The organism is Marinobacter salsuginis (genome assembly GCF_009617755.1).
Lineage (GTDB): Bacteria > Pseudomonadota > Gammaproteobacteria > Pseudomonadales > Oleiphilaceae > Marinobacter > Marinobacter salsuginis.
On the sequence record NZ_BGZH01000001.1, the window covers coordinates 1,746,538 to 1,760,906 of the forward strand.

The following is a 14,369-nucleotide window of genomic DNA, read 5'->3' on the forward strand; positions in this document are numbered from 1 at the left end:
ATTTTTTTCAGAGTACCACCGGGGAAATCGTTTTGCCGTCACTTTCGCTCGGGACCCGCCTGGCCATTATCGTAATCCTCGGATCCATAACCACCGTCGGGGCGGTGTTGGCTGTTGCCTACAAAGCCCTGGTCGATGATTTTGAGGAGCTGCTCACCGAGCAACAGCTTGTAGAGACTCGAAGAATCGCCTCCGAGGTAGAACAGCGGCTCGAACTGAAGCTCGATGTGCTTAGCGAATCGGCTGCCATGATGACAGACGGCAACAATCTCCATTCCCTGACCGAGCTCAACTACCAGCTAAACCGCCAAAGCCTTCTGCGCTCACTCTTTCCAGATGGCCTTATTGTCTTCGATGCAGGCGCAACCGCAATTGCAGAAAATATTCACGTACCCGGTCGGGTCGGAACGAATTACTCCGACAGAAACCACTTCCGGCGTGCCATCCGGAGCAGAGCACCCACCATCAGCCGACCAATCCTTGGTAGGACAACCGGCGTCCCACTGTTGTCTTTTCTGTCCCCCATACAATCCGATGAGAACGATCTTCTGGGATTCCTGGGCGGCACCGTCAATATTGGCCAGACCAGTCTGATACCGGAGGATATGCTCAAGCGACTGCGGGATGATCAGGATCGCTTCAAAGTGATCGATATCGAGAATTTTCTCTATATCGAGGGCGGCCCGTCACCCGGCAAGCGAGTGCAACCTCTACCAGAGCCAGGAGAGGATCCTCTGGTTGACGCAGCCCTGTCCGGCATCACGTTCGGAACCGTGACGGACAACAGCGGGCAACAACTGATTTACGCTGCCAGCCACCTGGAAGACCTCGGCTGGATGTTCGTCCGTTCAGTGCCCTACGAAAGGGCCACCGCGCCGGCAAACGACTCGTTCCTCAATTTTCTGTGGATCAGTATTGCCATCAGCCTGGTCATCGCCCTGCTGGGATTCTTTGCCAGCCGTTCCGCCGTCAGGCCACTGGACAGGATGACCGAGACCATAGAGCAAATGGCCCAGAGTCCTTCCAGTGGACAGAGACTGGATGGAAAAGGGGCCAGTGAGACCCGCAAACTGGCCGCCGCCTTCAATCAACTGATGGCCGAGCGGGACGCCATCAGTACCATGAAGGAAAATTTTGTCTCCAATGTCAGCCATGAGTTAAGAACACCGCTGACATCACTGAACGGAGCACTTCGTCTGATGGCGTCCGGGGCGGCCGGCCAACTGCCAGAAAAAGCGGAAGAAATGGCCCAGCTCGCCCTGAGGAACGGCAATCGCCTGCATCTGCTGATCTCAGACCTTCTCGACTTCAGCAAACTGACCGCCGGCCAGATGAACGTGACGCTGTCTGCTCTCCCGCTGGCGCCCGTAATTAAGGCGGCCATCTCCGGCAATACCGCGCTTGCAGCGGAGCACAACTTGTCGCTGTCCACCGAAGGCCTGGGCGAACAGACGGTTTTTGCGGACGAGCACCGCCTCCGGCAGGTTCTCGACAACTTTATCAGCAACGCCATCAAATTCTCGCCGCCAGACCAACCCATCACCATCTCGGTCCAACCGGCTGCCCCGGGGTTCACCCGCATTACCGTCAGCGATCGGGGCGATGGCGTACCAGAGCAGTTTGAAAACGAACTCTTCGAGCGTTTCTCCCAGGCGGAGGTTGGCACATCAAAATCCATAAAAGGCACCGGCCTGGGCCTGGCTATCTGCCGGGAGTTGGCGCAACTGATGAAGGGTCGGGTCGGCTACTTTTACGACAACGGCGCCAACTTCTGGATAGAACTACCTAATTACAAAACCGAGGGCATCACCATCGATGAAAGCGCCGGACCTTCCTCCTGAGGAGCTTGAGCGCCAGGCGGCGCTTGAACGTACAGGCCTGCTCGATACCGAACCCGAAGAGCGTTTTGATCGTTTCACGCGGATGGCCTGCAACGCATTTCGGGTACCCATTGCGCTGGTCAGCCTGGTGGACGAAAACCGGCAATGGTTCAAGTCCTGTCAGGGACTGTCGGCCTCCGAAACATCTCGCGGTATATCCTTCTGTGGTCACGCCATTCTCAACTCCAGCCTTTTGGTGATCGAAGATGCGTCGCTTGATCCACGGTTTTCAGACAACCCGTTGGTCACCGGCGATCCACACATACGCTTCTATGCAGGCGCGCCCCTACACAACAGCGAAGGGTTCAGATTAGGCACCCTCTGCCTGATTGACAGGGTACCGCGCACGTTTGGTGAAGAAGACGAATCCCTGCTGCGGGAAATCGCCGACTGCGTGGAACGGGAGATTAACCTTCAGGCCGCAGCGGAATTTTATAGGGACCTGAAACACAGCGAGCGCAGGGCCAGGGCAATTATTGATGGCACAAGGATCGGTACCTGGGAGTGGAATGTACAGACCGGTGAAACCGTCTTTAACGAGCGTTGGGCCAACATCTGCGGCTACACACTTGAGGAGCTGGAGCCAGTTAGCATCCAGACCTGGCTGGGTCTCGCGCACCCGGATGATCTTCCGGAATCGGAACGTTTGCTTAACGCTCACTTCGTTGGCGAACTACCGGAGTACGACTACCGATGTCGCATGAAACACAGGGATGGCCATTGGGTCTGGGTTCACGACCGGGGCCAGGTGTTCGAATGGACGCCGGACGGCAAGCCTTTGATGATGTACGGCACCCACGCCGATATCACCCAGGAGATGGACAACCTGAACAAGATTAAGCACCAGAACGAGGCACTGAGCATACTCAGCGATCTGGCTCTGGATGCCGAACCCAACGACGGCAGACGCATTGAGAAGGCCCTTCGTCTGGGAGCGGACTACCTGGATCTGCCTCTGGGAATCGTCAGTGAAATACACAGCAACGTCTATTCCATCCAGTGGTTTGTCGCTCCGGAAGGCTCTGGCCTCGAACAGAAAGCCAGCTTTCCGCTGAAAGACACCTATTGTTCAATGCTTCTGGGGTCCAGAGAGAGCCTCGCCATTGCCCACATGGCCAAATCAAGCTATCGCGGCCATCGCTGCTATGACAAGTTTGGTCTGGAAAGCTACCTGGCGGCTCCTATTTTTATCCGGGACCGTTTGTATGGAACGCTCAACTTTTCATCCCCCGACCCACGCGAAGAGGACTTCACAGAAACCGAGGTTACCTTTGTAACGCTACTGGCACGTTGGGTCGGCGCCCTTATCGAAAGACAGATCAGCGTCCGTATGATCACCAAGCTGGTAGAGCAGACCCCAGGGATGCTCTACCAGTATCGGCTCTGGCCAGATGGCCGTGGCGCGTTTCCATACAGCAGCCCGAGCATTAAAGACATCTATGGTGTCACCCCCGAGGAAGTGCAGGAGGATGCTTCTGCATGCTTCACGAGAATTCACCCGGACGACCTGCCCAAAGTGGCTGCCAGCATCGACGAATCCGCTCAGACACTCTCGATCTGGCATTGCCATTATCGGGTCGACAATGGCCAATCCGGCTGGCGCTGGGTGGAGGGTAAATCCTCGCCCGAACGGATGCCGGACGGCAGCATTATCTGGCACGGGTACATCGCTGATATTAATGAGGCAAAACAAACTGAGCTTGCTCTCCAGGAAAGCGAAGCCCAGCTCCGCGGGTTTTATGAGCTGTCACCGATCGGCATCGCTTTGAACGATTACCTGACCGGCGCCTTTCTCGATGTTAACGATGCGCTCCTAAGACCAACAGGGTACAGCCGTGACCAGCTCATGGGCCTGGGTTATGGGCAACTCCTTCCGCCGGAATTTGAAGACCAGCAGCAACAAATCATCGCCGAGCTGCAACAGGACAAGCATTTTGGGCCCCATGAGGTCGAGATTATGCGGGCGGATGCTTCCACCTATCCTGCCATCGTGCGCGGCATGAGAATCAGCAGTCCCTCGGGACAACCGCTGATCTGGACGCTGATCGAAGACATCTCTGAGCAAAAGAAAGTTGATCGGATGAAAAGCGAGTTCATCTCGACCGTCAGCCACGAACTCAGAACACCGCTCACTTCCATATCAGGGTCTCTTGGCCTGGTCGAAAGCGGCACGCTTGGCGCACTCCCGGAAAAGGCAGAGCGCATGGTGTCGATCGCCCACCGTAATACCGAGCAACTGAAGGAACTGGTTAATGACCTGCTGGATATGGAAAAACTTGTTTCCGGCAAAATGACCATGAACCTGCAGCTACACGAGCTTGGTCCGGTGATAGAGGAAGCAGTGGAGCGCCTTGGAACCTATGCCCTGGAGAGTGGCGTTACTGTCAGAGTCCAAAGCAGCTCTCCAAAAATCGTGTCGAAAATCGATCGCTCGCGCCTGGGTCAGGCCTTCACCAACCTGCTGTCCAATGCCATCAAATTTTCCCCTCCTGACGGACAGGTCCTGGTGCAAATAAAGGTTGAGGACAGCCGTGTTCGTATTCGTGTAATCGACCAGGGGCCAGGTATCCCCGAGGGGTTTCGCGGTCGGATTTTCCAGAAGTTCGCACAGGCAGACAGTTCCGACACCCGGGGCAAGCGGGGAACGGGCCTGGGCCTCGCCATCACCAAAGAGATCATGACCCAAATGGGTGGGAATGTGGGATTCCAGTCCCGCGAAGGCGAGGGCTCAACGTTCTGGCTGGAGCTTGAGCAGGCGTAGGCATAAATGATGATCAAAACTCGAAGCAGGGCCATTTTTGCCCTTGTCTGGTTGGCGCGAGTCGCGGTCCTCGCGCTTCTGATCGCGGTGGCACTGGTACTCGACAGTACCGCAACCCAGAATCATCGGAGCGATGTTCGTCAGGAATGGCAAGCCAGGCTCAACGATAAGAGCCTGAAGCTGCAGAGTACTATTCTGCAGAACGTTCAGACCGTATGGGGGCTTGCTGCCAATGTCTCTGTTCAGCCAGCAATTTCCGAGGCCGATTTCCAGAAGCTCGCTGCAGTAATATTTGCTTTGGCACCGCAACTGCGGAACATCGGCCTGGCCCCGGACCTTACCATCCGCAATATCTATCCGCTGGAGGGCAATAGGGCAGCTCTGGGTCTTGATTTAACCAGTCAAAGTCTCTCCCCAACCCAGGTGGCGGAGCTCAAAGACTCGCGAAGGGCGCTGTTCAGCGGCCCGATCAACCTTGTCCAGGGCGGCCAGGGAATGGCGGCCCGGATTCCCATCTTCGAGAATGAATCCGGTCAGTTCTGGGGGGTCATTTCCGTGATACTCGATCTCAATCGCCTTTATAAAGCTGTGGAAATGACGCTTTCAGAACCCGGTCACCTGGCGCTTTTTCGAACGTCCGATCTGGCCCGGGAGGGTGATCCATTTTTCGGTGATGCCACAACGGACTGGCAGGACCCCGTCTCCACTGAACTCAGCATGCCTGGCATCGACTGGACACTCATCGCCCAACCCCTCCAGGGCTGGCCAGAACATCCGGAATCGCCAGTGTTCTTTCGATCACTTTTACTGCTGGTGGGTTCGCTGATATTTGCGGGCACCTTCTGGCTCACCAGCCTTCTGCTTCGGGACTATCAGATGCAGCGACGTTTCTGGGGCCTGTTCGAACTGGCTCCCTTTGGCATCGGGCTATACGAGAGCCAAAACGGAAAACTCCTGCGCGCCAACAACAGCTTTGCCAAGCTCTTTGGAAACAGGGCCAATTCCCTGGGTTTCTTCAATGATGTTTATGACCACGCGAACCGGATTGTCCCGGACAAGCCCGACATCTCTGGTCTTTTAAAACGAGATATGCGGTTCAGCGGATTGGAGGGTTATTTTCCAGACGCACACAATGAACTGAACCCGGTTCTGCTGCACGGCCTCGCCCTGGATGAGCAAAACGGCGCCCCGGTGATCTGGCTCATCGCCGAGGATATTTCAGAGCAAAAGAAGGCAGATCGGGCGAAAAGCGAGTTCATTTCCATTGTCAGCCATGAACTGCGAACGCCCTTAACGTCGATAGCCGGTTCCTTGGGCCTTATCTCGAATAACGCAGCCGGTGAACTTCCACCAAAAGCATCGCGACTGGCGGGCATCGCTTACAGGAACACCCAGCAACTGACGCTGTTGATCAACGACCTGCTTGATATCGAAAAACTGGTTGCCGGCAAAATGGCTTTCCACATGGATGAGTGCCCGGTGGCAGAGATGGTGCAGGAGTGTCTGGAACGCATCGAGAGCTATGCAGCAGACAGGCAGGTAACGCTGAAGACGGGGCATATGGATGATGTCTCTGTGAGGGCCGATCGCGGACGTCTCTGTCAGGCGCTCAACAACCTTCTGTCCAACGCTATCAAGTTTTCACCAGAGCAGTCGGAGGTGACAGTCTCTTGTGAGCAATTGGAGCAAACCCTACGCATCTCGGTGTGCGACCAGGGCCCGGGAATCCCTGATGAGTTCAGGGGCAGGATCTTCCAGAAGTTCTCTCAGGCGGATTCTTCTGATCGCCGCGCGAAAGGCGGCACGGGACTCGGGCTGGCCATAACGCGGGAATTGATGCACGCAATGGGTGGCGATGTCGCCTTTGAGTCTGAACCGGGCCAAGGAGCCTGTTTCTGGCTTAGCCTGCCCCTCGCCAGCACAGATGAAAAAGGCGCTACCTGACAGGCAGCGCCCTTATTCCTCACTGGATGGTTCTGATCAGCTATCCAGCCCTTCGAGCAGACCGGCCATATCGTCGGCATGCTCCTCTTCCTGGGCCAGGATTTCCTCGATAATCCTCCGGGAAGTGGGGTCTTGGTCACCCAGATAGCGGGCAATTTCCCGGTAGCTGTCGATTGCGATGCGCTCGGCAACCAGATCCTCAACCACCATGTCCCGGAGCGTTTCGCCCTCAACGAACTCGGCGTGCGATCGGGTCAACAGGCCTTCCGGTGAAAAGTTGGGCTTGCCACCCAGCTGCACGATGCGTTCAGCCAGCCAGTCGGCATGCTGCTGCTCCTGGTCTGCGTGCTCCAGGAATTCCTGGGCAGCAACATTGGCGTTGATGCCATCGGCACGGAAGTAGTGGCTTTTGTAACGCAGGGTGCAGACAATCTCGGTGGCCAGCGCCTCGTTCAGAATCTTCACGACATTGTCGCGGTTGGCGCCATAGCCTTCCGTCAGAGCCCCCTCTTCAATGTGTTTGCGGGCTCTTTCCCGAAGGGTTTTGACGTCCGTCAGAAACGGTTGATCGGTCATAAGGTCTCTCTCGTTTCTCTCATTTACTTCTTGAATTCGGCATGGCGGAAGCCCGCCATGCCATGTTCGCCCTGTCCATTCAGGCAGTGCGCAGCATTTCCCGCACCACGTAATGGAGAATGCCACCGTGCTTGAAGTAAACGGCCTCATTGGCCGTATCAATCCGTGATTTCAGCTCACAGGTCTCGGTGGAACCGTCCTTGTATTTCACCGTCATGGTCAGCGTCTGGCCCGGCTTGATCTCGCCAGACAGGCCTTCGATGCTGATGGCCTCTTCACCGGTGAGCTTCAGGCTCTTGCGATCGGTGCCTTCCGGGAACTGCAGCGGCATCACGCCCATGCCGATCAGGTTGGAGCGGTGGATACGCTCGTAGGATTCGGCAACCACGGCTTTCACACCCAGCAAACGGGTGCCCTTGGCCGCCCAGTCCCGGCTGGAGCCGGTTCCGTATTCCTTGCCAGCAATGACTACCAGCGGCGTGCCCTGCTCCTGGTATTTCATGGCAGCATCGTAGATGGCCATCTGTTCACCCGTGGGCACGAACTTGGTGAAGCCGCCTTCCACGCCGTCGAGCATTTCGTTCCTGATACGCACGTTGGCAAAAGTGCCGCGCATCATCACCTCATGGTTACCCCGGCGGGACCCATAGGAGTTGAAGTCTTTCGGCTCAACGCCGTGCTCCTGCAGGTATTTGCCGGCAGGGGTGTCCGCCTTGAAGGAACCGGCCGGTGAGATGTGGTCTGTAGTCACCGAGTCGCCCAGCAGTGCCAGTATGTTGGCATCCTTGATATCGTCGATCGCGTCCGGTTCTTCCTTGAGCCCTTCGAAGAACGGCGGATGCTGGATGTAGGTGGATTTATCAGACCACTCGTACACCTTGCTTTCCGGCACCTTGATGGACTTCCAGGTGGCGTCGCCGTCGAAGACTTCCGCGTATTCCTTACGGAACATATCGGTCTTCACTTTCTCCACCGCTTCAGCGATCTCCTGCTGGCTCGGCCAGAGGTCCTTCAGGTACACCGGGTTGCCATCCTTGTCGTTGCCCAACGGATCTTTTGAGAGATCCAGGCGCACGTTGCCTGCCAGCGCATAGGCAACTACCAGAGGCGGCGATGCCAGCCAGTTGGTTTTCACCAGCGGATGCACCCGGCCTTCAAAGTTACGGTTACCCGAAAGCACAGAAGCCACCGTTAGATCACCATCTGCGATGGCTTTCTCTACCTCTTCGGGCAGCGGACCCGAGTTACCGATGCAGGTAGTGCAGCCGTAACCCACCAGATTGAAGCCAAGCTTGTCGAGATCGTCCTGGAAACCACCGACCCGCAAATAATCGGTGACCACCTTAGAGCCCGGCGCCAGGGAAGTCTTGACCCAGGGCTTGGTGCTCAGTCCCTTCTCGACGGCTTTCTGGGCAATCAGGCCCGCGGCCATCATCACGCTCGGGTTGGAGGTGTTGGTGCAAGATGTAATTGCGGCAATCACCACCGCGCCAGGATCCAGCCGGGACTTCTCGCCGTTCATATTGAGCGGTTGGCTGGACGGATGCTCAAAGTAGGCGCTCTGCGCGCCAACAGCCGTACCGCCACCCTCAGATTCGAGCTTGCTCTCACGAACTTCCGCCGGCCCTTCGGCAGTTTCCATCAGCAGCTCAAAGGACGACTTCATGTTCTGGAGGGCAACCCTGTCCTGCGGCCGCTTGGGCCCTGCAAGGCTGGCCTCGACATCGCCCATATCGAGTTCCAGGCTGTCGGTGTATACCGGCTCATGGCCAGGCTCACGCCAGAGTCCCTGAGCCTTGGCGTAGGCTTCCACCAGCTCCAGCTGCTCTTCCTCGCGGCCGGTCAGGCGCATGTAGTTGATGGTCTGCTCGTCCACCGGGAAGAAACCACAGGTAGCACCGTATTCCGGCGCCATGTTGGCGATGGTGGCTCGGTCTGCCACGGGCATGTCCTTCAGGCCGTCACCGTAGAATTCCACGAATTTGCCCACCACACCTTTCTTGCGCAGCATTTCGGTGACGGTAAGCACCAGATCTGTCGCGGTAATGCCTTCCCGAAGCTTGCCGGTGATCTTGAAGCCCACCACTTCCGGAATCAGCATGGAGACCGGCTGGCCCAGCATAGCGGCTTCCGCTTCGATGCCGCCAACGCCCCAGCCAAGAATGCCCAGGCCGTTGATCATGGTGGTATGGGAGTCTGTGCCCACGAGGGTGTCCGGGTATGCGATGGTCTTGCCGTCCTGGTCCTTCTGCCAGACGGTCTTGCCCAGATACTCCAGGTTCACCTGGTGGCAGATACCGGTGCCAGGCGGCACCACACGGAAATTATCGAACGCCTGCTGACCCCAGCGCAGGAATTCGTAGCGCTCCTGGTTGCGCTCCATCTCGATGGTGACGTTGTCTTTGAACGCTGATGGATCACCAAACTTGTCTACCATCACCGAGTGGTCGATGACCAGATCCACGGGCGACAGCGGATTGATCATGGCCGGATCCTTTCCGGCGGACTTGACCGCCTCTCGCATGGCGGCCAGATCAACCACCCCGGGTACACCGGTGAAATCCTGCATCAACACACGGGCGGGACGGAACTGGATCTCGGTGTCGGAACGGCGGTCTTTCAGCCACTGGACCATGGCATCAATGTGGCTTCGATCAACAGTGGAGTCGTCCTCATTGCGCAGCAGGTTCTCCATTAACACTTTCAGCGAGAACGGCAAACGATTGAGGTCCCCGAGGGTGTCTGCAGCCTTGGGCAGGCTGTAGTAATGAAAGGTTTTACCGCCAGCATCAAGGCTGGAAAGGGTATTCAGGCTGTCTTTGCTGAGACTTTCGTTCGACATGTGGTGCCTCCTTTTTCGTCGTTATCCGCGTATTCCGGAAGGCTCTTTCGAAGCCCTTTCAGCAACGCATCGATCGGGAAAACGATCAAGAACCCGTCCATAGCCTGATGAAAGGACTCCACAGCGTGAAGTCACCTTTAACTATTGCAGCAATTAACGAGAGTTCAACCGCGAGCCAATGAATGTTCGGCATCATTACGGTGAATATCAGACCAACGTCGGAGAGCCCGGGGACTCTCCAACGTCAGCCTTTGGGAAGGTTAGATGCGATAAAGCTTGACCAGTTCATCGAGTTTTTCGGTGACTGACTCAAGCTCCGTGGCCATGGTCCTGACCCGCTCAGCCTCGGACACCACATCGTTGTTGCGGGTGGCAACGGAATGAATACTCTCGTTGATCTGGAGTGACGTGGCCGCCTGTTCTTCCGAGGCCGAGGCAATCTGGTAATTCATTCGGGACACTTCGCTGATGGCAGCTTCCACCTCGCGCATGGCCTCGCCGGTTTCCCGCATGGCCCGTGTGGATTCTGCAGAACGGGTGCGCCCCATTTGCATGGAAGCCTTGGTGGCTTCGGAGATGTCGCTCAGCTCGCCGATGGTTGCCCGAATCTGGTCCGTAAATTCCTGGGTGCGGAGGGACAGCGCCCTCACCTCATCTGCCACCACGGAAAAACCACGTCCATGCTCGCCGGCCCGCGCTGCCTCAATGGCGGCGTTCAGCGCCAGCAGGTTGGTCTGCTCGGAGATCGCATTGATGGAGCCGACGACAGAGGAAATGGACTCGATCTTCTCGCTCAGCTCATCCACCCGGTTTGCGCTGCTCTCGAGGGCCTCATCGGTGGACTCCGTGAGTTTCGACGCATTGGCCATGGCCTCGCCGCCCCTGGTGGCTGCCCCTGACGCATTACTGGCCGCGTCGGACGCCAGCTGCGCATTACTGGCCACTTCCTGGATACTGGCCGACATCTCGTTGGTCGCTGTGGCCGCCTGGTCAGTCTGGACCTGCTGCTCACTGGCAATCGTGGTGGTGGTGTCGCTCACGCTGGTCAGATCATCCGCGTTTGAACGGAGTTGGCCAGACAGCTCCCTGAGCTTGACGATCAACTCAACAAACCGCTCCAGCATGTTGTTGAAGGACGTGGCAGTTACACTCTTGTCCCCCTCATCGAGTCGGGCCGTCAGATCATGGTTGCTGTCAAATCCCCGGACAATCTCGATGATCTGTATCGACTGTTTTTGCTCCGCACCCATCCGAATCGCAAAGAACACAAGGATCGACGCCTCAAATACCACGAAGGCGGCGTGAAGGAACGCAATTGACCAGCTGCAATCGTAGTTAAAGATCATCAATGCCATGTCGCCGAGGGAGGCACCGCCGAGCTGAAGCGCGGTCAGCAAAAGGTGGTGAACGGCGATGGTACCGGCTGCAACAATCACCGGGAGCCAGTCCCTGTAGATAATCACCAGGGCAAGGGCAGCAAAAATATGGAAATGCATTTCGATTCGACCCATCTGGGCCTGGATCATGATGGCGGAGAACAACATCAGGCAGACCGCATACAGGCAGGACAAAGCCCGCGTACCCCGCATGGTCCCGTAGCCCGTAGCTGCAAGCCCTCCGACCAGCAGAGATGCCACCAGTGCAAAGGTTGTTGTGCCGTAGCCCATGGGCACGAACAGACCCACTACAGGAATATGTGCCAGAAGAAGAACCAGCATCTGAAGGTCGGTGCGTTCCCGGATTTCAGTTTCATAGGACTGACTGCGTGCCGCTGTCGTCATGTCGAGCTCTCACTTTTATTGTTAAGCAAACGGCGAAGGTCCTGTTCAACCCGTTCAAGATTCAGATCCGGTGTGGTGTACACCAGTCTCCTGCGAAAATCGGCTGTCACCACGTGCAGGGCTGCACTGTGGGTAATCGGGTTTTCCAGACCATGGCTCTTGGCAGCAAAGCCGTTATAAGCTGAAGCCAGTTTCTGGGCAGCGTTGAAGCTCTCGGGCCGGTAAGCCCTGAACGCCTCCCCCATACTTTTAACCATGTGTCGCAACGCATCCTCAGTGTCGGTTTCGGGATCCAGAGTGACGAACAGGAACTCGACTTTCTCGCCTTTCAGACGCTCACCAAGCTCCATTAGATTGACGCTTTGAACCGGGCAAACGGTTCCACACTTTCGGTAGCCGAAAAAGACGATGGCGAGCCCGTCCTCGGGAGGCCGGTAGTCACCAATGGCGGTTCCGGACTCATCGATCGCCATGCCATAAAAACCACTGTTATCAAGCAAAGACGGCATGACAGGAAGTGCCGCTACCAAAAGAAACGCCGCACTGAAAAGCAGAATGGTTGAGGTTTTTTTGCGCACAAAGATTGCTCGTCGAAAACCGGATCAGGTTCCGTTAGAAACCTTTACCCCGAATTTAGTTGCATTACTCAGACTATTAGCAGAGACAGCCTGGCGTTGCTAACCAATACGGTCGCCGAATGCGACAGATCAATTTTTGTTGTAAGAGAGAGTAACGTTTGGAGGGTAAGCCTACATTTGCCGTTCGCCATACAGCTGCGCATACAGCCCTTCTCTGGCAATGAGCTCATCGTGATGCCCTTCCTCGATGATACGGCCGTCCTCGAAAACACAGGCACGATCTGCCTGTTTAACGGCGCTCAGTCGATGGGCAATGATCAGCGTAGTGCGCTGCTTCAGGAACGCTTCCAGATCGCGATGGAGCTGGAATTCGGTTTCCGCATCCAGTGCCGAGGTGGCTTCATCCAGTATGACCACCGAAGGTTCCGAAAGGATCATCCGCGCAATGGCCAAACGCTGACGCTGGCCGCCAGAGAGGCGAACCCCCTGGCGGCCGATCACCGTATCAAGCTGATCATGCATGGCCGCAACCGTGGCATCCAATTGGGCAATGCGCAGGGCTTCCCACAGCTCGGAGTCGGGCTTCTCCCGCCCCAGGGTCAGATTCTGGCGAACGGTATCGTTGAACAGCGCCGGGTGCTGGAGCACCGTCGCCACATGCTCGCGCAGGCACGGCAGGCCGATACGCTGAACCGGCACGCCATCAATCAGCACCTCACCCTGTTGGGGCGTATACATGCCGAGGATCACCTGGATCAGGGTCGATTTGCCGCCGCCACTGGCTCCCACCAGCGCCACCTTTTCGCCCGGTGCCAACTCCAGATTAATGCCCCGCAGGACCTCTTCCTCGCCGTAGGCAAAGTGGATATTGCGCAGGGTCAGTCCTACTGTGTGACGATCGCGGAAGGGGTTCTCAAGCGCCGGATAGCGTGGCTCTTCTTTCAGATCCAGCAATCGGTTAATCCGTGCCAGGGCCGCATTGGCGGCAAACCAGGCATACTGCATGTTCAGCATCTCCTGAACTGGCGTCAGCATGAACCAGAGATAGCCGAAAATAGCGAACATCATGCCGATGCTCAGGTCGCTGAACAGCACGGTGATCATGGCCGCGGCCCGAAAGGCATCGACACCGAACTGGAACAGGGCAAAACTGGCCCGGCTGGCGGCGTCGCTGCGCCACTCAAACTGAATCGCGTGGTCACGTACGTTGCGGGCGCGATCAATCAGCTGGCGCAGGTAATGTTTTTCCCGGTTGGCCGCCCGCAACTGGTGAATGGCGTCCAGGGTCTCAGTGAGGTCACCCTGAAACTCCTCGTAAGCACTGTTCTCCCGGCGCTTCAGTTCCTTGACGCGCTTGCCGATCAGAATCGTGGCGAAGATCACTAGCGGATTGAACAGCAGAATCAGAAGAGCCAACTGCCAGTGAACCCAGAGCAGTACCAGGGCGGTGCCGAATACCGTGAGACTGGCCACGAGAAACCGGCTGATGGTGGTGCCCAGAAACTGGTCAACGGTATCCAGATCGGTAATAAAGTGGCTGCTGATCCCGCCGGAGCCACGGGTTTCGTACTCCGACATGGCCACGCGCTGCAAACGCCCGAGCAACCGGGAGCGGATACGGAACACCACATCCTTGGAGACCTTGGAAAACTCCCGGGACTGCAAGACATTGAACGACAGTGCCGCCACCCGGAGCAGAAACGCGGCCAGAACCATCAGCCCGATATAAACCACCGGTGTTTCCCAGCCGCCCGGCAGTATCGAATCCATCACCGGTAACACCGGGCCAGGCTCGTCCAGCAACACTTCATCCACCAGAACCGGAAGCAGCAGGGGCACCGGCACACTCATGACGGTGGCCATGATCGCCAGCAGATTGGCGCGCACCAGTCTGGGCTTGTGCTTGAGCGCAAGCCCGAAGATATCCCGCCAGGTATACGGCTGTCGGGCTTCACGGGTGTCGATACCGGTTACGCTGCTTTGGGGGTGTTCCAAATAACCTCCGGA

The 14,369-nt window shown here is 57.0% G+C and carries 8 protein-coding genes; 3 read left to right on the forward strand and 5 right to left on the reverse strand.

Annotated elements, in window-relative coordinates:
- Positions 1–32: 32 nt before the first annotated feature.
- From GJU83_RS08045 to GJU83_RS08055, 3 genes are read left to right on the forward strand one after another with little or no spacing between them, the layout of a single operon-like run.
- A complete protein-coding gene (locus GJU83_RS08045; RefSeq protein ID WP_153634039.1) occupies positions 33–1,841 on the forward strand; it encodes a sensor histidine kinase in 1,809 nt (602 codons plus the stop codon).
- Complete coding sequence (locus tag GJU83_RS08050) at positions 1,816–4,641, forward strand: PAS domain-containing protein (protein WP_153634040.1); 2,826 nt, start codon at positions 1,816–1,818, stop codon at positions 4,639–4,641. Before GJU83_RS08045 ends, GJU83_RS08050 begins: the two co-directional genes overlap by 26 nt.
- A 6-nt stretch (positions 4,642–4,647) precedes the next feature.
- On the forward strand, positions 4,648–6,585 hold the full coding sequence (locus tag GJU83_RS08055) for an ATP-binding protein (RefSeq protein ID WP_136631182.1): 1,938 nt from the start codon (positions 4,648–4,650) through the stop codon (positions 6,583–6,585).
- A gap of 36 nt (positions 6,586–6,621) precedes the next feature.
- On the opposite strand, the gene GJU83_RS08060 is transcribed toward GJU83_RS08055, so the two are convergent.
- The 5 genes from GJU83_RS08060 to GJU83_RS08080 form a co-directional block, all read right to left on the reverse strand.
- Positions 6,622–7,161, reverse strand: coding sequence for a ferritin-like domain-containing protein (locus GJU83_RS08060; RefSeq protein WP_069182226.1), 540 nt, complete (start codon positions 7,159–7,161; stop codon positions 6,622–6,624).
- Between the two features lie 79 nt (positions 7,162–7,240).
- Positions 7,241–10,003: an aconitate hydratase AcnA gene (acnA, locus tag GJU83_RS08065; RefSeq protein WP_153634041.1), complete on the reverse strand. Its 2,763-nt coding sequence runs from the start codon at positions 10,001–10,003 to the stop codon at positions 7,241–7,243.
- A 260-nt stretch (positions 10,004–10,263) separates the two neighbouring features.
- Positions 10,264–11,784 carry a methyl-accepting chemotaxis protein gene (locus tag GJU83_RS08070; RefSeq protein ID WP_153634042.1) on the reverse strand — a complete coding sequence of 507 codons (1,521 nt, stop codon included), beginning with the start codon at positions 11,782–11,784 and terminating at the stop codon, positions 10,264–10,266.
- Entirely contained in the window at positions 11,781–12,362 is a 582-nt protein-coding gene (locus tag GJU83_RS08075) for an SCO family protein (RefSeq protein ID WP_069182229.1), read from the reverse strand. Before GJU83_RS08075 ends, GJU83_RS08070 begins: the two co-directional genes overlap by 4 nt.
- A gap of 171 nt (positions 12,363–12,533) precedes the next feature.
- Positions 12,534–14,357 (reverse strand): ABC transporter ATP-binding protein, encoded by a 1,824-nt coding sequence (locus tag GJU83_RS08080; RefSeq protein ID WP_153634043.1) that lies wholly within the window; start codon positions 14,355–14,357, stop codon positions 12,534–12,536.
- Between the last annotated feature and the right edge of the window lie 12 nt (positions 14,358–14,369).